Below are 18,930 nucleotides of genomic sequence, written 5' to 3'. Positions count from 1 at the left end.
CTCGCCGTTGACCTCATCGGACACCAGACCCATCGCGATACCGGCTACCGGCGCCTTCAGCGGCACTCCGGCGTTCAGCAGCGACAGCGTCGAGGCACACACCGAGCCCATCGACGTCGACCCGTTGGAACTCAACGCCTCGGAGACCTGCCGAATGGCGTACGGGAACTCCTCGACGCTGGGCAGCACCGGCATCAGGGCGCGCTCAGCGAGCGCACCGTGGCCGATCTCGCGCCGCTTGGGCGAGCCCACCCGGCCCGTCTCACCGGTCGAATACGGCGGGAAGTTGTAGTGGTGCATGTAGCGCTTGGACTTCTCCGGCCCCAGCGAGTCGATCTGCTGGGCCATCTTGACCATGTCCAGGGTGGTGACGCCCATGATCTGGGTCTCGCCGCGTTCGAACAGCGCGCTGCCGTGCGCCCGCGGGATGATGGCCACCTCGGCGCTCAGCGCGCGGATGTCGGTGATGCCGCGCCCGTCGATGCGGAAGTGGTCGGTCAGGATGCGCTGGCGCACGAGTTTCTTGGTCAGCGACCGGTAGGCGGCGCCGATCTCCTTCTCGCGGCCGGCGAACGACTCCCCGAGCTTGCCGAGCACCTCGTTCTTGATCTCGTCGGTGCGGTCGTTGCGCTCCTGCTTGCCGGCGATGGTCAGCGCCTGCGCCAGCGACTCCCCGGCGGCGTCGACGACGGCGGTGTAGGCGTCGTCGGCGTACTCCGGGAACAGCGGGTAGTCGGCGACGGGCTTGGCGGCCCGCTCGGCGAGTTCGCGTTGGGCGTCGCAGAGAGTCGCGATGAAGGGCTTGGCGGCCTCCAGGCCTTCGGCGACCACCGTCTCGGTCGGTGCCTGCGCCCCGCTGGCGACCATCGCGATGACCTTGTCGGTGGCCTCGGCCTCGACCATCATGATCGCCACGTCGTCGCCGGTTTTACGGCCCGCGACGACCATGTCGAAGACGGCGTCCTCGAGTTGCTCGACGGTCGGGAAGGCCACCCACTGGGTGCCGATGAGGGCTACCCGCACGCCGCCGACCGGTCCGGAGAACGGCAAGCCGGCGATCTGGGTGGATGCCGACGCCGCGTTGATCGCCAGCACGTCGTACAGATCGTTGGGGTCCAGGCTCAGGATGGTGACGACGACCTGGATCTCGTTGCGCAGACCGGAGACGAACGTTGGACGCAGCGGCCGGTCGATCAACCGGCAGGTCAAGATGGCGTCGGTGGACGGCCGTCCCTCGCGCCGGAAGAACGACCCGGGGATGCGGCCCGCGGCATACATCCGCTCCTCGACGTCAATGGTCAGCGGGAAGAAGTCGAAGTGCTCCTTGGGAGCCTTGCTGGCGGTGGTCGCCGACAGCAGCATGGTTTCGTCGTCAAGGTAGGCGACGACCGATCCAGCGGCCTGCTGGGCAAGCCGTCCGGTCTCGAATCGGATGGTGCGGGTGCCGAAGCTCCCGTTGTCGATGGTGGCGGTTGCTTCGAACACGCCTTCGTCGATTTCAGCGACAGACATACGTCCGTACAGCCTTTCGTTCACTGTTGTTTTTTAGCGCCGCACAGTGACGAGACGATTTGGCGGACGAACGGCTACGGTCGTCGATCGAAGCTGCCGGGGGGTAGTCCTCCCGGCAGCCACTACCGAAGACCGCCCGATCGGACCAAGTCTCGTTCCGACAGACGCAGGTCACAGGCCGCGGCGCGGCCAGAGACTTCCTCATGGTACCGCAGAGCGGGCCGTCAACGGCCGCGCGTCCCGCGGCCGGGTTGACTCAGAGCCGTGGTCAGCGGCGCAGGCCCAGCCGTTCGATCAGCGAGCGGTAGCGCTCGACGTCGACCTGGGCGACGTACTTGAGCAGCCGGCGCCGACGGCCGACCAGCAGCAGCAGACCGCGCCGGGAGTGGTGGTCGTGCTTGTGGGTCTTCAGATGCTCGGTGAGGTCAGAGATGCGCTTGGTCAGCATTGCCACCTGGGCTTCCGGGGAACCTGTGTCGGTTTCGTGCAGGCCGTAGGAACCCAGGATTTCTTTTTTCTGCTCGGTGGTAAGTGCCACAGGAGAACTCCATCTATTTTCAGTGCCGCGAAGAACTTCGGCGTGGCCACCGCGGACTGCAGCCGCACGCGTCGGTGAGTCTAACAACGAGAGGTGGCCAACGGCGAAATCAATTGATGCGTTGAGAACTCCGCTCAGCTCTGGGCCGCCAGGATAGCCCGGGCCTTGTCGGTGTCGCGGCCCATGGCCTCGACGAGCTCGTCCACCGAGTTGAACTTCGCCTGGCCGCGCAGGCGAGCCACGAAGTCCACCGCGACGTGCTGTCCGTACAGATCCGCGTCGGTATCGAGCACGAAGGCCTCCACGGTGCGGGTTCGCCCGGAGAAGGTCGGGTTGGTGCCGATCGACACCGCGGCCGGATGACGCTGCCCCGCCAGCACCGCTCCCGTCCCCGGTCCGGGGCCGAGCACGGTGAACCACGCCGCGTAGACGCCGTCGGCCGGAATGGCCGAGTACATCGGCGGCGCCACATTGGCGGTCGGATAACCCAGATCACGGCCGCGGCCCTCACCCCGCACGACGACCCCCTCGACCCGGTGCGGGCGGCCGAGCGCCTCGGCGGCGGCCACCACATCCCCGGCGTCGACGCAGGCGCGGATGTAGGTCGACGAGAAGGTGACCGATTCGCTCTGGTTCTGCTCGGTAACCAGCGACACCGACTCCACCGCGAAGCCCAACCGCTCGCCGGCCTTGCGCAGGGTGGCGACGTTGCCGGCCGCCTTCTTGCCGAAGGTGAAGTTCTCCCCCACCACGACGTCGAGCACGTGGAGTCGCTCGACAAGAAGTTCGTGGACGTAGCGCTCCGGGGTGAGCTTCATGAAGTCGGTAGTGAAGGGCATCACCAGGAACACGTCGATTCCGAGCTCCTCGGCCAGTTCGGCGCGGCGCGTCAGGGTGGTCAGTTGGGCGGGGTGGCTGCCGGGGAATACGACCTCCATGGGATGCGGATCGAAGGTCATCAGGACAGCCGGCACGCCGCGGGCCCGGCCCGCTTTGACGGCGCGGGCGATCAGTTCGGCATGGCCGCGGTGCACTCCGTCGAACACGCCGATGGTCAGCACGCAGCGGCCCCAATCCGACGGGATGTCGTCCTGCCCGCGCCAGCGTTCCACGCCGCCAAGCCTACGACTCATGTGCTCGGCGGGTCGCCGTCATCGTCGTCGAGGAGTCGTTCGGGATGGTGGGCGTCGTTGAAGCGCGCCGGTCCGGTTCCATCCGTCCAGCCGATGCGGCCGTCCTTGGTGACAGTGGTGATGTAGACACCGTCGGCGACGGCGCCGTGATCGGGTCCGCAGCCGAAGAAGAGGTTGTCCGCATCGGTCGAGCCGCCGGCGCTTCACCCGCGCGCATGGTGGATCTCGCAGTCGTAGCCGCCCACGAAACAGCCCGGTTTGGTGCAGCCGCGGTCGCGCGCGTGGCAGATGATGCGCTGGTCGGCGGTCGCGAGGCGCCGACTGCGGCCCAGATAGAGCGGTCGCGCGGAATGGTTCTCGAAGACCGCCAGATAGTGAATGGATTCGCTGGCCAGCCGGATCAGATCGCTCATCGGCAGGCGACCGGTCCCGCCTGTCCGTGTCGGCGCCGGCATCGGAACGGCCGGGTCACCGGCAGCTCTCGATGCCTGTTCCAGTTCGGCCAGCGTCGTCGTCACCACCACCGAGATGGGCGCACCGCGGTGCTGCCCGAGCCCACCGGAAGCGATCGCAGACTTCAGAGCGAGTTTTACCGCGTCATGGCATCGCTGCTCGGGGCTTCTGCGGTCCCGCTCGGGATCGCCGTCGGGTTGGTGCCGGCCGGGCCGCACCACTGCCGACACCGCCTCCAGATAGGCCCGCGCCTCTGGATCCAACCAACCGGACAGCCGACTCATACCGTCGGGCCCCTGAGCGCCCAGCACCAGGCCGCGCCGGCGAGCGCGATCCTCATCGTTGAAGATGCCGTCGGGATTGAGGCAATCGGCGATAACGGTTCCAACGACGCTGACGAACTGGGCATCCTGCTCCCGGGCGTGCCGGACCAGGGTGCGCTCAGCCTTGTCCTTGTCGCTCGCGGCCACCGCAGCGGGCAGTCGATCCAGGGCACGACAGACCGCGGCGACGTGGTCATCACCGACCTGGCCGGCCTCGACCGCGGCGGCAAGTTCAGGCAGTTCGGGCTCCAAAGTCGCTCCGGTCAACGAACGGCGGGGACGGATCCGGGCGGCCACCCGGAACCGCCGCCTGACCTCCGCGGCGGTCAGGCGCAGCCGCGACGCCATCAGGTCGCGGACTTTCACACCGGCGGGCAGCCCGGGATCGTCGGAACCGTCGATGGGCTCGGCGATCTCCGCGAAGATCCGGTAGGACAGGCCCCGATTGGCGCGCTGCTGAGTCTCCAGACGCTGGGCGATTTCGATGCGAAACGCGTTGCCCACCAGATCCGTCCCCGTCGCGCACAGCCGGCCATAGGCGGCCTCCACCACGTCGAGTTCCGCGCGGACCGCAACACGCGCCGCCTCAGCGGTCAGCGGTTCCAGCTGCGGTTCGGCGGTGGCCATGCCGCCAATTTACTCGAACGTATGTTCTATCATAAGCGGCTTGAGCTCCAGTTGTGGATGAACGCGGATCTGTGGACAAACTCAGCTCAGCGTCGCCGGGCGGATCACGACGACCGACCCGGTCCGCGGGCCCCGGTCCTCCAGAAGCGCGATCACCCGTCCGGCCGGGTCGGTCGCGGCATAGACGCCGCCGATTCCCGCTGGTGCCAAAGGGCGGCCGTGGCCGGCGTCCTCGGCCTCGGCGTCGGTGATGTCCCGGCGGGGGAAGGCCAGCAAGCAGGCCTCGTCGAGGGTGTAGCTCAGTGCCGGGCGTGCCTGGAGTTCCTCCAGGGTCCGGGCGTGATCCAGCCCGTAACCGCCGACCCGGGTCCGCCGCAGCGAGGTCAGATGACCGCCGACACCTAACGCCTGACCGAGATCGCGGGCCAGGGCCCGGATGTAGGTGCCCGACGAGCAGTCCACCTCGACGTCCAGCTCGACAAACGGCCCGAGGTGGCGGATGGCCAGGACGTCGAATCGGTCGACGCGCACGGTGCGGGCGGCCAGATCGACCTGCTGGCCTTCCCGCGCCAGTTGATAGGCACGTTTCCCGCCGATCTTGACCGCGCTGACCGCCGAGGGGCGCTGGGCGATCTCACCCCGCAACGCGGCGACACCGGCCAGGACCGCGTCATCGGTGACATGCGATGCCGAAACATCCTCCAGGACTTCACCTTCAGCGTCGTCGGTACTCGTTGACCGGCCCAGTCGAGCGGTCGCCGCGTAGGACTTGTCGGTCGCGGTGAGCAGACCGAGGATCTTGGTAGCGCGTTCGATTCCGACCACCAGCACGCCGGTGGCCAGCGGGTCCAGCGTGCCCGCGTGTCCGACCTTGCGGGTGCCGAAGATGCGTCGGCACCGCGAGACCACGTCGTGGCTGGTGATCCCGGCGGGCTTGTCGACGACGACGATGCCGGGCGCGCTCACAGCACGATCGCCGTCAATGCCAAACCGCCGGCCACCGACCACCTGCCGGCCAGTTCGGTCAGTGGCGGGCCGGATCGCGTCTCCGGGTCGATGAGAATCCGGGAGAGGAAACCGCCGGCCGCGCCGGCGTCGTCTCCGGTGTCGACCGTGAAGGTGATGTGGGCGTCCTCAAAACCGAGCCACCGCTGGGTCAGCGGGAACCAGGCTTTGTAGGTGGCTTCCTTGGCGCAGAACAGGATTCGGTCCCAATGAAGTTCAGCCGGCAGGGCCGCGATCTGTGTGCGTTCGACCGGGAGGCTGATGGCGTCGAGAACCCCGTCCGGCAGCACCCCGTGCGGTTCGGCATCGATGCCCACCGAACGCACTACACAGGCGCGGCCGACCACTGCACCGCGGTAGCCCTCACAGTGGGTGAGGCTGCCCACCACACCCTCGGGCCAGCGCGGTTCGCCCTTCTCCCCCTTGAGGATCGGCGCCTGGGGAACCCCGAGTTGTCCCATCGCCAACCGGGCGCAGTGCCGCACGGTGACGAACTCGTTGCGCCGCTTTGCAACCGAACGGGCGATCAGCGGCTCCTCCTCCGGCAGGGGGGACAGATCCGGCGGGTCGTGATAGATCTCGGCATAGACCAGGCCGGTGAGATCAGGCAGCACGGCCCGCATCAGTTCGCTCATCGGCGCCGGTTCTTGAGCTTCTCCCGGAATGCCTCAGCCTGGGCGCGCATCTCCGGGGTGATCATGAAGTGCCCCCCGAATTCGTTGAGGTAACCGGGGGCGTAGTCGGGATCGGGCAGCACCTGCCGCAGCCACCGGTAGGGCTTGCGCCGCCTCCACTCCCGCGGATAGCCCACTGAGACCTCTTCGAACCGCACGCCGTCGTACCAGGTGGTACGCGGGATGTGCAGGTGGCCGTACACCGAGCACACCGCGTTGTAGCGGGTGTGCCAATCCGCGGTTGCCGTCGTTCCGCACCACAACGAGAACTCCGGATAGAACAGCATGTCGCAGGGGTCACGCAGCAACGGGAAGTGGTTCACCAGGACGGTGGGAACCATCCAGTCCAGGTCCTCCAACCGGGCCCGGGTGTAGGCGAGCCGGTCGGCGCACCAGGCGTCGCGGGTCGCGTAAGGCTCGCAGGACAGCAGGAATTCGTCGGTGGCGACCACGTTGTTGTCCTTGGCGATCGCCAGCCCCTCAGCTTTGGTGGCCGCGCCCGCAGGGAGAAAGGTGTAGTCGTAGAGCAGGAACATCGGCACGATCGTGGCCGGTCCGCCCTGACCGGTCCACACCGGATAGGGATGCTCGGGGGTCACGATGCCCATCTCGTCGCACATCTCGACGAGGTAGTCGTAGCGGGCCCGGCCGAAGACCTGCATCGGGTCCTTGCCGGTGGTCCACAGTTCGTGGTTTCCCGGCACCCAGATCACTGTGGCGAACCGGCCCCGAAGCAGGTCCAGCGACCAGCGGATGTCATCAGTGCGCTCGGCGACGTCACCGGCGACGATCAGCCAGTCCTCCGGCGTCGCCGGGTACAGCGACTCGGTCACCGGCTTGTTGCCCGAATGCCCGGTGTGCAGGTCGCTGATCGCCCAGAGCGTGGGTGCCACAACCGAGCAGCCTACTTGCGGTCAATATCCTGATCGTGTGACGAGCACCAGGTTCAGCGATCGGGCGGTCAGCCGCGCTCTGCGCCTTCCCGCCCCCACCACCGGCTACCGGGTGCACCGCCGACTTGCCGTCCCGATGCGCGACGGTGCGCAGTTACGCGCCGACCACTACGCACCACTGACCGAGCGGCCGCTGGGGACCATCCTGGTGCGCTGCCCCTACGGCAGAGGTTTTCCGTTCTCCTTCATCTACGCCCAGCTGTACGCCGCCCGCGGGTACCACGTGGTGTTGCAGAGCGTCCGGGGTACTTTCGGATCCGGCGGCACCTTCGTGCCGATGGTGCACGAGGCCGACGACGCCGCCGACACCGTGGTGTGGTTGCGCCGACAACCGTGGTTCACCGGTACTTTCGGCACCATCGGGCTGTCGTATCTGGGCTTTACCCAGTGGGCGCTGCTGTCCGACCCGCCGCCCGAACTGGCCGCCGCGGTCATCAGCGTCGGACCGCACGATTTCCATGGAACATCCTGGGGCACAGGTTCATTCGCGCTCAGTGATTTCCTGGGCTGGTCAGACATGATGGCCCACCAGGAACGCTCCCAGTTTCACCGGCTGACCCACCAGATCCGGGCCGCCCGCCGGCTCGCCTCAGCAGTCCACAAGGTTCCCATCGGGGATGCCGGCCGGACTCTGCTCGGCGAACGCTCACCGTGGTACGAATCCTGGATCGAGCACCCCGATGTCGACGACCCGTTCTGGGAACCGATGCGGATGACCCACGCCCTGGATCGGTGCACGGTGCCGGTGCTGCTGATCAGCGGATGGCAGGACATCTTCATCGACCAGACCATCACCCAATATCAGCACCTGCGTCGGCGCGGGGTGGACGTGGCGATGACGGTCGGACCGTGGACCCACGAGGAGATGGTCACCAAAGCCACCGCCGGCACCGCCGCGGAGACGCTGACCTGGCTGGGGGCGCATCTGGCAGGAAACGCCGTCAAGCCGCGCACCCAGCCGGTCCGGGTGTACGTCACCGGAGGACCCGGGCGAGGCTGGGTGGATCTGCCGGACTGGCCACCGCCGACCACACCGCGGCAGTTCTACCTCCACCCGGGCGGAGGTCTGGGGTCTGGACCGGCGACGGGGCCTGGATCCGGGACCAGCTCCAGCGTCCGCTACGAGCCCACCGATCCCACCCCGACGGTGGGCGGGCGACTGCTCTCCCGGCAGTCGGGGTACGTCGATGACACCGCACTGGCCCAGCGCAGCGATGTGCTCAGTTTCACCACCACCCCACTGCAGGACGCCGTGTGCGTATACGGCCATCCGGTCATTGAGCTTGACTACCAGACCGACAACCCGCATTTCGATGTGTTCGTCCGGGTCAGCGAGGTCGATGCGCGAGGACGCTCACGCAATGTCAGCGACGGATTCCGTCGTTTCGACACCGCCCCCCAGGGTCCGATCCGGCTGGAGTTGGATCCGGTCGCGCACCGGTTCGGGCGCGGTTCGCAGATCCGGGTCCTCATCGCCGGCGGCTGCCATCCCCGCTTCGCACGCAACCTGGGCACTGGCGAACCGGCGATCAGCGGCCACCGGATGGTGCCGTCCACCCACACGCTGCGGCATGGATCGGTGTCGCGGTTGATCCTGCCGACCGGCGAACCGCTCTAGGGCTGCGCCGCGGGCACCGTCGACGTCGTGGTGACCTCACTGGAGCCGGAATCGGGTGTGTAGCTCACAGCGATGAAAATCGCGATGGCCGATAAGACGAAGCCCACCACTGCGGCCACCGCCAGCAGCACCTTGGGATTGGCCACCGGGTCGTTGTCCACCGGTGCAGCCTTGCAGGCCAAGCCGCCCGGCGCCAGGGGTTTGGCCCCGCACCGGCCGGTTACGGTGTCGCTATGGCTTCTGAGAGTTCCGAAATCTTGCTGCTCGACACCACCGACCGGGTTCGTACCATCACGCTTAATCGTCCGCAGGCTCGTAACGCCCTGTCCAGTGCCCTGCGCAGTCAGTTCTTCACCGCCCTGCGCGGGGCCGAAGCCGACGACGCGGTGGATGTGGTGATCCTCACCGGCGCTGATCCGGTGTTCTGCGCGGGGCTGGATCTCAAAGAACTCGGCAACACCACCGAGTTGCCCGACATCTCCCCGAAGTGGCCGCCGATGACCAAACCCGTGATCGGGGCCATCAACGGTGCGGCTGTCACCGGCGGGCTGGAACTGGCGCTGTACTGCGACATCCTGATCGCCTCGGAGCAGGCCCGGTTCGCCGACACGCACGCCAGGGTCGGACTGCTGCCGACCTGGGGGCTCAGCGTGCGCCTGCCGCAGAAGGTCGGTGTCGGGATGGCGCGGCGGATGAGCCTGACGGGTGATTATCTGTCGCCCGCCGATGCTCTGCGGGCCGGGCTGGTCACCGAGGTCGTGCCGCACGAGCAGCTGATGCCGACCGCGCGGGCCGTGGCGGCATCCATCGTCGGCAATAACCAGAAGGCGGTCCGGGCGCTGCTGGAGTCCTACCACCGCATCGATGGGGACGGCATCGGGTCGGGGCTGTGGCTGGAGGCCGAGGCGGCCCGGGCGTGGATGCGCTCGGCGACCGGGGACGACATCGCCGCCAGCCGAGCGTCCGTGATCGAGCGCGGCCGGGCGCAGGCCCGGCAATCAGAGTGAGCCGGGCGCAGGCCCGGCAATCAGAGTGAGCCGGGCGCAGGCCCGGCAATCAGAGTGAGCCGGGCGCAGGCCCGGATCCCGGCACCGCCCACCGGCCGGACCGCGTGCGCCAGATACCGAACACCAGGCGCAGGCCGATAAACGCGCTCAGCCCGGCCCAGATGCCGGCCAGTCCCCAACCGAACTCCAGCGACAGCCAGGTCAGTGGCAGGAAGCCACCGACCGCACTGACCACGGTGACATTGCGCATGAACACGGCATCGCCGGCACCCATCAGCACCCCGTCGAGGGCGAACAGCACACCGGCGAAGGGCAATTGCGCGACGAGGAACCACCAGGGCACCCCGATGGCGTCCAGCACGGTGCGGTCGCCGGTGAAAGCAGTGGGGAACACCGTTGAACCGGCGGCCAGCAGGCCGGCCAGCACGATCGCGGCCAGACCGGAGAACGCCGTCACCCGCGAGGCCACTTCCTTCGCGCGCCGGATGTCGCTACCGCCGAGAGCAGCACCGACCAGCGACTGGGCCGCAATGGCAAGCGAGTCCAGCACCAGCGCAAGGAAACTCCACAACTGCAGCACCACCTGGTGGGCCGCCAGCGCCGCCGCCCCGAACCGGGCCGCCACCGCCGCGGCGGAGACGAAACACGCCTGGAAGGCCATCGTCCGCACGAACAGATCGCGGCCCATCCGCAGTTGTGCCCGCAGCACCACCGGATCCGGGCGCAAACCCACTCGCTCGCTGACCAGCGCACCGCAGAACAACACCGCCGTGATCCACTGCCCCACCAGGTTGGCCACCGCCGAACCGGCCAGACCCCAACGCGGCATACCGAGCCAGCCATAGACCAGCAGCGGGCATAACAACGCAGAGACGGAGAAACCGACCAGCACGTAGCGCAACGGCCTCGCGGTGTCCTGCACCCCGCGCATCCAGCCGTTGCCAGCCAGTGAGATCAGGATCGCCGGCGCGGCGAAGATGGCTATCCGCAGCCACGGCAGTGCGGCGGCCGCGATGGCCCCGCCGCCGCCGATGGCCGACGTCAGGGGCGTCGCCGCCAGTTGCACGGCGATGACGACAAGCACCCCGATACCGGCGGCCAGCCAGCTTGCCTGCACGCCCTCCCGAACGGCCGCGTCGCGGTCACCGGTCCCGTGGAAACGGGCCGAGCGCGCGGTGGTTCCGTAGGACAGGAACGTCATTTGCGAACTGACCAAGGTCAGCACGAGTCCGCCGACGGCCAGTCCGGCCAGGCTCACCGCGCCCAACCTGCCGACGACGGCGATGTCGAACAGTAGGTACAGCGGTTCGGCTGCCAGCACCACCAGGGCGGGCAGCGCCAGCACGGTGATCCGTCGGACAAGCGACTCGCGGCCCGAACTGCCCGCAGCCGGTTTATCCAAGCGCCGCGGCGAGGCCTGCCACCACCTCATCGACCGGCCCGGCCGCCGAGTACCCCGCCGCCAAGGCATGACCGCCGCCACCGAATCCGGTGGCCACCGGAGTGAGGTCATAGGTTTTGGCGCGCAACGACACCGACCACTGCTGCGGGCGGACCTCCTTGAGCACTGCGGCGACCTCAGCCTCCTGCGTGGTACGCACGAGGTCGATGATGGACTCGACCTCTTCGGAGCGGTGCGACGCCCAGTCGGCGTGACCGACTACCACGTAGACAAGGCCCGCACCCGCGACCGCCTCGGGCACCAACACGGCGGTGGCGAGCACCCGGGACAGCAGGGAAAGCCGGCCGAACCGGTGGGTGTCGTGTAGCAGCCGGCTCATCTCGGCGTTGTCGACGCCGGCATCCACCAGACGCGCCGCCAGTCGCAACGCCGGCGCGGACGCCCAGCGGAAGGATCCGGTGTCGATACTGAGCCCGGCGTAGAGACACCGGGCCACATCTGCATCGATCTCCCTATCCCAGGTGTCGAGCAGCTCGGCGATCAGCATCGTCGTCGAATCACATTGCGGAGATACGTAATTCGCAGTACCAAATAGCGTGTTCGACTTGTGATGGTCGATGACGAGAACCTTCCGGCCGATGGTGAGCCGCGCAAGTTCACCGAGACGGTTGGGGCTGGACGCGTCGACGGTGACCACCAGGTCCGCATCCCGATGCAGGCGAGAGGGAGCGACCAGCAGGTCGCAGCCTGGCAGACCGCGGAGGGACTCCGGCAACGTGTCGGCGGCGGTGAAACTCACTTGAACCCGCACGCCGCCACGAACCAGGACCAGCCCCAGGCCTAGTGCCGCACCGATGGTGTCGGCGTCGGGTTGGACGTGGCACAGGATGATCACCGATCCGGCGGCCTCCAGCATCCGGACCGCGCCCGCGGCGTCAACCCGCTTGCCGGCCCGATCAGTCGTCGGCTCGATCGCTGTCATCGGCCTCGTGATCATGCTCTGCTGTAACCCGATAGGGGTCTGCGTCACCCGCCGGCGTAGCCCCGGCACGGATTCGGGCGACATCGGCGTCGGCCGCGCGGGCACGGGCGAGCAGTTCCTCCATCCGGTGAGCGGCGTCGGGAACCGTGTCGCGCACGAACGCCAGCGTCGGGGTGAACTTCACCCCGGTGCCGGCGCCGACCTTGGTGCGCAACACCCCTTTGGCACTCTCCAAGGCCGCGGCGACGCCGGCGTAGTCCGGTTCCTCGGTCAGCGAACGTCCAATGACCGTGTAATACAGCGTGGCGTCGTGCAGGTCACCGGTCACCTTGGCGTCGGTGATGGTGACCCCGGCCAGCCGCGGATCCTTGATCTCGTACTCGATCGCCGAGGCGACGATGGTGGAGATCCGCTTGGCCAGCCGCTTCGCCCGGGCAGGGTCAGCCATGACACATCTTCATCTGGCGGTTCATCAGGCGGGCTAGACCCGTTCCTTCTCGACCAGTTCGTAGGTCTCGATGACGTCACCCTCCTTGATGTCGGAGTACGTCACGGTCAGACCGCACTCGAAGCCCTCGCGGACCTCGGTGACGTCGTCCTTCTCCCGGCGCAGCGACGAGATGGTGAGGTTTTCAGCCACCACGACGTTGTCACGAAGCAGCCGGGCCTTGGCGTTGCGGCGCATAATTCCGGACTGCACCAGACAACCCGCGATGTTGCCGACCTTGGATGACCGGAACAGCGCGCGAATCTCGGCCCGGCCGAGTTCGCGCTCCTCGTAGATCGGCTTGAGCAGACCCTTGAGCGCCTTCTCGATCTCGTCGATGGCCTGGTAGATCACCGAGTAGTAGCGGATCTCCACACCCTCGCGGTTGGCCAGCTCGGTGGCCTTGCCCTCCGCGCGGACGTTGAAGCCGATGATGATCGCATCCGAGGCCGACGCCAGGTTGACGTTGGTCTCGGTGATGCCGCCGACACCACGGTCGATGACGCGCAGTTCCACCTCGTCGTCGACCTGGATTCCCAGCAGGGCCTCCTCGAGCGCCTCGACCGTACCGGCGTTATCGCCCTTGAGGATGAGGTTGAGTTGGCTGGTCTCCTTGAGTGCCGACTCCAGATCCTCCAGGCTGATCCGCTTGCGGGCCCGCGCCGCCAAGGCGTTGCGCTTGCGCGCGCTGCGGCGGTCGGCGATCTGGCGGGCGATACGGTCTTCATCGACGACCAGGAAGTTGTCGCCGGCCCCGGGAACCGAGGTGAAGCCGATGACCTGAACCGGTCGCGACGGGTAGGCCTCGGTGACGTCCTCGCCGTGCTCGTCGACCATCCGGCGAACACGACCATAGGCGTCGCCGGCCACCACCGAATCGCCCACCCGCAGGGTTCCGCGCTGGATCAGCACGGTGGCCACCGGGCCGCGGCCACGGTCCAGGTGGGCCTCGATGGCCACGCCCTGAGCCTCCATATCCGGGTTGGCCCGCAGGTCCAGCGAGGCGTCGGCGGTCAGCAGCACCGCCTCCTCCAGCGCCTTGATGTTGGTGCCGGCCTTGGCCGAGATGTCGACAAACATGGTCTCGCCGCCGAAGTCCTCGGCGACCAGGCCGTACTCGGTGAGCTGCGCCCGGATCTTGGCCGGGTCGGCGCCCTCCTTGTCGATCTTGTTGACCGCCACCACGATCGGCACGTCGGCGGCCTGGGCATGGTTGATCGCCTCCACCGTCTGCGGCATCACCCCGTCGTCGGCAGCCACCACCAGGATGGCGATGTCGGTGGCCTTCGCGCCGCGGGCACGCATCGCGGTGAACGCCTCGTGACCCGGGGTGTCGATGAAGGTGATGAGCCGCTCGACTCCGTCGTGCTCGACGCCCACCTGGTAGGCACCGATGTGCTGGGTGATGCCGCCGGCCTCACCCTCGCGGACGGATGCCTGGCGGATGGTGTCCAGCAGCCGGGTCTTGCCGTGGTCGACGTGACCCATGACGGTGACCACCGGCGGACGCTGTTCGAGATCGCCCTCGTCCCCTGAGTCTTCTCCGTAGGAGAGGTCGAAGCTTTCCAGCAGTTCGCGGTCCTCATCCTCGGGCGAGACCACCTGGACGACGTAGTTCATCTCGCTGCCCAGCAGTTCGAGGGTGTCATCCCCCACCGACTGGGTGGCGGTCACCATCTCACCGAGGTTGAACAGGGCCTGCACCAGCGCCGCAGGGTTGGCGTCGATCTTCTCGGCGAAGTCGCTCAGCGAAGCGCCCCGGGCCAGTCGGATGGTCTCGCCGTTTCCGTGCGGGAGGCGCACACCACCGACAACCGGTGCCTGCATGTTCTCGTACTCGGCGCGTTTCGCCCGCTTGGACTTGCGGCCACGCCGCGGCGCTCCGCCGGGACGGCCGAACGCGCCCGCGGCACCGCCACGCTGGCCGGGCCGGCCACCACCACCGCCGCCGCCACCGGCGCCGCCGGGACGACCCCGGAAACCGCCGGCGGCCGTACCGCCGGCACCGCCCCCGCCGGGGCCGCCGGGGCCACCGGGACGGTAGTTACCGCCACCGGCGCCGCCCGGGCGGGCACCTTGGCCAGGACCGGGACGGGGACCCCCACCGGGACGCGGGCCGCCCGCCCGACCCGGGGCACCGGGACGGGCGCCGGGCGGCCGCGGCGGCATGTTGCCGGGAGAAGCGCCGCCGGGGCGGGGTCCCCCACCGGGCCGCGGCGGCATGCCGCCAGGCCCAGGACGCGGACCTGCCGGGCCCTGCGGACGCGGAATCGGACGTTCCACCGGCTGCGCTGAGGAGAACGGATTGTTGCCAACCCGCGGCGGGCGCGGAACGCCGGGTTTGGGTGCGGCCGGACCAGGACGTGGACCCGTTGCGGGGGCCGCGACCGGCGGCGCCGGAGGCACCGGGGGCACCGGCGGAGCGATCGGGGCGGCCGGGGCCGCGGGGACCGGGGCGGTCGGCTTGGCGACCGGAGGTGCGGTGGCCAGCGCGCCGGCCTCCGCGACGGCCTCGACCGGCGCGGGTTTAGCTGCGGGGGCTTTCGCGGGGGCTTTCTTCGGGGCCTCGGCCGCCTTAGCGCCGCCGAAGGATTCACGCAACCGGCGCGCGACGGGCGCCTCGACTGTCGAGGATGCCGATTTGACGAACTCGCCTTGTTCGCTCAGGCGAGCGAGAACTTCCTTGCTCGTGACACCGAGTTCCTTAGCCAACTCGTGTACGCGGGCCTTGCCTGCCACTACATCTCCATCTCTAGAGGCGACAGCGGTGGGTCGGCCGCGCCTCGGGTTTAGCTATGACGCATGGTCATCGGGACTTCACGGTGTGCTCATGTTCTTCGCTACCTGTTCTCTCCCGGGTGGCGCGAACATTGCGAAATGCTCGACCACCGCGGCTGTGTCCGGTGTACCGGCGATACGCAACGCTCGACCGAAAGCCCGCCTTCGGACCGCTGCCGACAGGCACCGGTCATCGGGGTGCAACCAGGCTCCCCGGCCCGGGCGTGAGCCTGCTGTGTCTACGGCGACGGCACAGTGTCCGTTCCCCATCGACACGGCCACCACTCGGAGCAGTTCGACGGCCAACTCTCGCTTCCGGCAACCGATACACATACGCACCGGGGTGCGGCGAGCATCAGCGGCCAGACTCTCGCGCTGGATCACAGGTCAGTCTACGTCACCGCTGGGCGGTCGAGAACCACTCGGTTGGAGGGCGCCTACGTGGACTCCGGGCTGTCCGGGGTGACGGCATCGCTGCGGATGTCGATCCGCCAGCCCGTCAGCCGAGCGGCCAGCCGGGCGTTCTGACCTTCTTTGCCGATCGCCAGCGATAGCTGGAAGTCCGGCACGATCACCCGGGCCGCGCGCGCGGTGGCATCGACCACCTGCACCGATACCACCTTGGCCGGGGACAGCGCGTTGGCGACGAACCGGGCCGGATCCTCGTCGAAGTCGATGATGTCGATCTTTTCGCCGGACAACTCACTCATCACGTTGCGCACCCGCTGGCCCATCGGCCCGATGCAGGCGCCCTTCGCATTAAGACCAGTGTTGAGACCGCCGGGCTTCGCCCGCACCGCGATCTTGGAGCGGTGCCCGGCTTCCCGGGCCACCGCCACGATCTCCACCGAACCCTCGGCGATTTCGGGCACTTCCAGCGAGAACAGCTTGCGGACCAGGTTCGGGTGGGTGCGGGACAGTTCGATGCGCGGTTCGCGCGTGCCGCGGGTCACCCCGACGACGTAGCAGCGCAGCCGGTCGCCGTGCTCATAGGACTCCCCCGGCACCTGTTCGGCGGGCCGGATCATGCCGTCGGAGCCCTTGATCTCGGTGCCCAGGCGCACCACTACGTTGCCACGGGCGTTCTCCCGCGCGTCGCGTTGCACCACCCCGGCGACGATGTCGCCCTCGCGGGCGGAGAACTCGCCGTAAACCCGCTCGTTTTCCGCGTCGCGGAACCGCTGCAGCATGACCTGGCGGGCGGTGGTGGCCGCTACCCGGCCGAACCCCTCCGGGGTGTCGTCCCACTCGCTGATGACGTTGCCGTCGTCGTCGGTCTCCCGGGCGATCACCTGCACCGAGCCGCTCTTGCGGTCGATGTCGATGCGGGCTTCGGGCTGATGACCGTCGGTGTGCCGATAGGCGGTCAGCAGCGCCGACTTGATGGTGTCCAACAGTTCCTCGACGGAGATGCCACGGTCGATCTCGATCGCGTGCAGTGCAGCCATATCGATGTTCATGCCCCGGCCTCCTTCGGATGAGCGCCGCCGACCAGTTCAAGTTCCCGGGCGCTGGGCGGTGAGAACTCCACTTGGACGACTGCACTGCGGATATCACTGAGAGGCAGCCGACGGACCTCCCAGTCCCGGCCGCGGCGCACAGCGATCTCGGCGACGCCGTCGGCGGTGGCCCCCAACCGGCCGGTCAGCTCGGTGCCGTCGTTCAGCGACACCTCGATGCGCCGGCCCCGAGCCCGGCGGAAGTGTTTCTCGACGGTCAGCGGCCGGTCCACGCCTGGGGAACTGACCTCCAGCACGTAAGGCGCCTGGCCGGTGTCGAGGGAGTCCAGCAGCGCCGATGCGCAACGGGAAAGCTCGGAGACCACGTCGAGATCCAGCGGGGTGTCCCCATCGGCGACGATCCGGATGCGCGCGGGCCTGGTGTGGGAGTCGACTACAACGTCGTCGATCTCATACCCGAGCCCGGCGAACTCGTCGGCAAGTAGCTCGGTCACCTGCTCCGGCGAAGGCAATCCCGAAGAAGAACCCGAAGAAGAACCCGAAGAAGAACCCGGGGTCCGCTGCGTCACGGCGAGCTCCTCATCTTGAGTTGTTCTGGCAAGGCACCAACGATACGCCAGCAATCGGGGCGGCAATGGCAGGATGTGGGCGTGCTCCAGCCCGAAACCAGCCCCGTTCCGACGCCCGTACTGAGCCGCCGACGGCTGCTCGCCGACGGCGGGCGCGGCCTAGTGGCGTTGGCGCTCCTCGGAACCGCCGTCGCCTGCGGGCCGTCCCAGCCGCCGGGACCCGATCCGCTGGAAGCCGAGATGCGGTCGGCCCGCCAGGACTCCGAGTTGGCCACCGAGGCCGCAAAGACCGCCACACCCCCGATGGCCGCGGCCCTGCGCGAGGTGGCAGCCCTGCGCACCAGGCACGCCGAGGCCCTGGTCGAGGAGTTGGCGCGCGCCGCCGGCGAACCCATCCCGACCGAAACCACGGCGGCCAGCACCACCAGCGCACCCACGGGTAATCCCGCTCCGCCGCCGACTGTCGGCGATGTGGTCGGAGCGCTACGCACGTCGGCGGACAACGCCGCCAAGTTGGTGCCTACGCTGTCCGGCTACCGGGCCGGGCTGATGGGCTCGATCGCCGCGGCGTGTACGGCCGCGTTCACGGTGGGCCTGAAGACCGAGAGGAAGCCGCGGTGACGTCCCCGTCCCCCTCGACCGATTCGACATCGTCATCGGCCGAAGCCACCCCTGACCCGGACCGCCCGACCGAACCCGGGCCCGGCGCGCTGTTCGACGCCGTCGCCGTCGAACATGCCGCGATCTACGGCTACGGTCTGGTGTCGGCACACTCTTTGCCGACCCGGAACGAGTTGGTATCCGAGGCTGTGGCCGAACACCGCGACCGCCGCGAGGCGGCGGTGACACTGATGACCGAACGCTCGATCAAGGTGCCACTTGCGGCCGTCGGCTACCAACTGCCGATGGCGGTGGACACCCCCTCCGACGCCGCCAGGCTGGCGGTCCGGATCGAAAGCGACTGCGCGGTGGCGTGGCGGGCGGTGCTGGAGCAGGCCTCGGGGGACGACACCGCAGAACAGGACCGCGCTTTTGCCGGGACCGCGCTGACCCAGTGCGCGGTGATGGCGGCCCGCTGGCGGGCGGTGCTGGGCGCGTGGCCGGTGACCGAGGCGTTCCCCGGCGGCACCGAGTAGGTCAGGTGGGCACCAGCACGGCGGCGATGTCCTCGGCCGCGCTGGCGATGACGATCTCGCGGGTCTGGCCGTCGAACCGGTTGCGCAACTCCGCGGTCCCCTCCGCCCAGCCGCGGCCCACCACCACGATCCAAGGCACCCCCAGCAGTTCGGCGTCTTTGAACTTGACTCCGGGCGAGGCCGTCCGCTCGTCCAGCAGGACCTCGATGCCGCGACGGTCCAGTTCCGCGGCCAACTCTTCGGCGCCGGCCCGCGCCTCGGGATCCTTGTTGG

The 18,930-nt window shown here is 68.5% G+C and carries 19 protein-coding genes and 1 pseudogene; 4 read left to right on the top strand and 16 right to left on the bottom strand.

Annotated elements, in window-relative coordinates:
* From ADBZ5N_RS10175 to pptH, 7 genes and pseudogenes are all read right to left on the bottom strand, one after another.
* The coding region (locus tag ADBZ5N_RS10175) for a polyribonucleotide nucleotidyltransferase (RefSeq protein WP_526257368.1) at window positions 1-1,512 on the bottom strand (1,512 nt) is incomplete at its 3' end.
* Between the two features lie 268 nt (window positions 1,513-1,780).
* Window positions 1,781-2,050: a 30S ribosomal protein S15 gene (gene rpsO / locus ADBZ5N_RS10170; protein WP_509715314.1), complete on the bottom strand. Its 270-nt coding sequence runs from the start codon at window positions 2,048-2,050 to the stop codon at window positions 1,781-1,783.
* Window positions 2,051-2,184: 134 nt separating this feature from the next.
* Complete coding sequence (locus tag ADBZ5N_RS10165) at window positions 2,185-3,162, bottom strand: bifunctional riboflavin kinase/FAD synthetase (protein WP_526257367.1); 978 nt, start codon at window positions 3,160-3,162, stop codon at window positions 2,185-2,187.
* 17 nt (window positions 3,163-3,179) lie between these two features.
* Window positions 3,180-4,586, bottom strand: a pseudogene (locus tag ADBZ5N_RS10160) (HNH endonuclease signature motif containing protein).
* A gap of 81 nt (window positions 4,587-4,667) precedes the next feature.
* A complete protein-coding gene (truB, locus tag ADBZ5N_RS10155) occupies window positions 4,668-5,552 on the bottom strand; it encodes a tRNA pseudouridine(55) synthase TruB (protein WP_526257366.1) in 885 nt (294 codons plus the stop codon).
* Entirely contained in the window at window positions 5,549-6,226 is a 678-nt protein-coding gene (gene pptT, locus ADBZ5N_RS10150) for a 4'-phosphopantetheinyl transferase PptT (RefSeq protein WP_526257365.1), read from the bottom strand. The genes truB and pptT overlap by 4 nt, the downstream gene beginning before the upstream one ends.
* Window positions 6,223-7,158 carry an ACP phosphodiesterase PptH gene (pptH, locus tag ADBZ5N_RS10145; protein WP_526257364.1) on the bottom strand — a complete coding sequence of 312 codons (936 nt, stop codon included), beginning with the start codon at window positions 7,156-7,158 and terminating at the stop codon, window positions 6,223-6,225. The genes pptT and pptH overlap by 4 nt, the downstream gene beginning before the upstream one ends.
* A 37-nt stretch (window positions 7,159-7,195) precedes the next feature.
* Between pptH and ADBZ5N_RS10140 the strand changes: the two genes are divergently transcribed.
* Entirely contained in the window at window positions 7,196-8,836 is a 1,641-nt protein-coding gene (locus ADBZ5N_RS10140; RefSeq protein WP_526257363.1) for a CocE/NonD family hydrolase, read from the top strand.
* On the opposite strand, the gene ADBZ5N_RS10135 is transcribed toward ADBZ5N_RS10140, so the two are convergent.
* Window positions 8,833-8,997 carry a hypothetical protein gene (locus tag ADBZ5N_RS10135; protein ID WP_526257362.1) on the bottom strand — a complete coding sequence of 55 codons (165 nt, stop codon included), beginning with the start codon at window positions 8,995-8,997 and terminating at the stop codon, window positions 8,833-8,835. The two genes, ADBZ5N_RS10140 and ADBZ5N_RS10135, sit on opposite strands and share 4 nt — an antisense overlap.
* 72 nt (window positions 8,998-9,069) lie before the next feature.
* On the opposite strand from ADBZ5N_RS10135, the gene ADBZ5N_RS10130 reads away from it, so the two are divergent.
* Window positions 9,070-9,843 carry an enoyl-CoA hydratase gene (locus ADBZ5N_RS10130; RefSeq protein WP_526257361.1) on the top strand — a complete coding sequence of 258 codons (774 nt, stop codon included), beginning with the start codon at window positions 9,070-9,072 and terminating at the stop codon, window positions 9,841-9,843.
* A 49-nt stretch (window positions 9,844-9,892) separates the two neighbouring features.
* On the opposite strand, the gene ADBZ5N_RS10125 is transcribed toward ADBZ5N_RS10130, so the two are convergent.
* The 7 genes from ADBZ5N_RS10125 to rimP form a co-directional block, all read right to left on the bottom strand.
* Window positions 9,893-11,275 (bottom strand): MATE family efflux transporter, encoded by a 1,383-nt coding sequence (locus ADBZ5N_RS10125; RefSeq protein WP_526257360.1) that lies wholly within the window; start codon window positions 11,273-11,275, stop codon window positions 9,893-9,895.
* On the bottom strand, window positions 11,238-12,227 hold the full coding sequence (locus ADBZ5N_RS10120) for a DHH family phosphoesterase (protein ID WP_526257359.1): 990 nt from the start codon (window positions 12,225-12,227) through the stop codon (window positions 11,238-11,240). The genes ADBZ5N_RS10125 and ADBZ5N_RS10120 overlap by 38 nt, the downstream gene beginning before the upstream one ends.
* Complete coding sequence (gene rbfA / locus ADBZ5N_RS10115) at window positions 12,202-12,675, bottom strand: 30S ribosome-binding factor RbfA (RefSeq protein ID WP_526257358.1); 474 nt, start codon at window positions 12,673-12,675, stop codon at window positions 12,202-12,204. The genes ADBZ5N_RS10120 and rbfA overlap by 26 nt, the downstream gene beginning before the upstream one ends.
* A 33-nt stretch (window positions 12,676-12,708) precedes the next feature.
* Window positions 12,709-15,453 carry a translation initiation factor IF-2 gene (gene infB, locus ADBZ5N_RS10110; RefSeq protein ID WP_526257357.1) on the bottom strand — a complete coding sequence of 915 codons (2,745 nt, stop codon included), beginning with the start codon at window positions 15,451-15,453 and terminating at the stop codon, window positions 12,709-12,711.
* A 78-nt stretch (window positions 15,454-15,531) separates the two neighbouring features.
* Complete coding sequence (locus tag ADBZ5N_RS10105) at window positions 15,532-15,825, bottom strand: DUF448 domain-containing protein (RefSeq protein WP_526257369.1); 294 nt, start codon at window positions 15,823-15,825, stop codon at window positions 15,532-15,534.
* A gap of 104 nt (window positions 15,826-15,929) precedes the next feature.
* Window positions 15,930-16,952, bottom strand: coding sequence for a transcription termination factor NusA (nusA, locus tag ADBZ5N_RS10100; RefSeq protein ID WP_526257356.1), 1,023 nt, complete (start codon window positions 16,950-16,952; stop codon window positions 15,930-15,932).
* Window positions 16,949-17,521, bottom strand: coding sequence for a ribosome maturation factor RimP (gene rimP / locus ADBZ5N_RS10095; protein ID WP_526257355.1), 573 nt, complete (start codon window positions 17,519-17,521; stop codon window positions 16,949-16,951). Before rimP ends, nusA begins: the two co-directional genes overlap by 4 nt.
* 81 nt (window positions 17,522-17,602) lie before the next feature.
* Here rimP and ADBZ5N_RS10090 point away from each other — a divergent pair, with 81 nt between their 5' ends.
* Complete coding sequence (locus ADBZ5N_RS10090) at window positions 17,603-18,142, top strand: hypothetical protein (protein ID WP_526257354.1); 540 nt, start codon at window positions 17,603-17,605, stop codon at window positions 18,140-18,142.
* Entirely contained in the window at window positions 18,139-18,657 is a 519-nt protein-coding gene (locus tag ADBZ5N_RS10085) for a ferritin-like domain-containing protein (protein ID WP_526257353.1), read from the top strand. Before ADBZ5N_RS10090 ends, ADBZ5N_RS10085 begins: the two co-directional genes overlap by 4 nt.
* Window position 18,658: 1 nt before the next feature.
* Here the strand turns inward: ADBZ5N_RS10085 and ADBZ5N_RS10080 are convergent.
* The coding region (locus tag ADBZ5N_RS10080; RefSeq protein ID WP_526257352.1) for a His/Gly/Thr/Pro-type tRNA ligase C-terminal domain-containing protein at window positions 18,659-18,930 on the bottom strand (272 nt) is incomplete at its 5' end.

The sequence above is a fragment of the Mycobacterium sp. genome, assembly GCF_044370595.1.
In the GTDB taxonomy this organism is placed as follows: domain Bacteria; phylum Actinomycetota; class Actinomycetes; order Mycobacteriales; family Mycobacteriaceae; genus Mycobacterium.
Note: the sequence above shows the minus strand (reverse complement) of the source record. Positions and strands in the feature narration are given on the sequence as shown.

Bases quoted from the DNA above. Each gene is read 5' to 3' on its own strand.
- pptT (WP_526257365.1), bottom strand. From the start codon at position 6,226: ATGAGCGAACTGATGCGGGCCGTGCTGCCTGATCTCACCGGCCTGGTC.
- ADBZ5N_RS10130 (WP_526257361.1), top strand. From the start codon at position 9,070: ATGGCTTCTGAGAGTTCCGAAATCTTGCTGCTCGACACCACCGACCGG.
- ADBZ5N_RS10125 (WP_526257360.1), bottom strand. From the start codon at position 11,275: ATGAGGTGGTGGCAGGCCTCGCCGCGGCGCTTGGATAAACCGGCTGCG.
- ADBZ5N_RS10120 (WP_526257359.1), bottom strand. From the start codon at position 12,227: ATGACAGCGATCGAGCCGACGACTGATCGGGCCGGCAAGCGGGTTGAC.
- rbfA (WP_526257358.1), bottom strand. From the start codon at position 12,675: ATGGCTGACCCTGCCCGGGCGAAGCGGCTGGCCAAGCGGATCTCCACC.
- ADBZ5N_RS10105 (WP_526257369.1), bottom strand. From the start codon at position 15,825: ATGTGTATCGGTTGCCGGAAGCGAGAGTTGGCCGTCGAACTGCTCCGA.
- nusA (WP_526257356.1), bottom strand. From the start codon at position 16,952: ATGAACATCGATATGGCTGCACTGCACGCGATCGAGATCGACCGTGGC.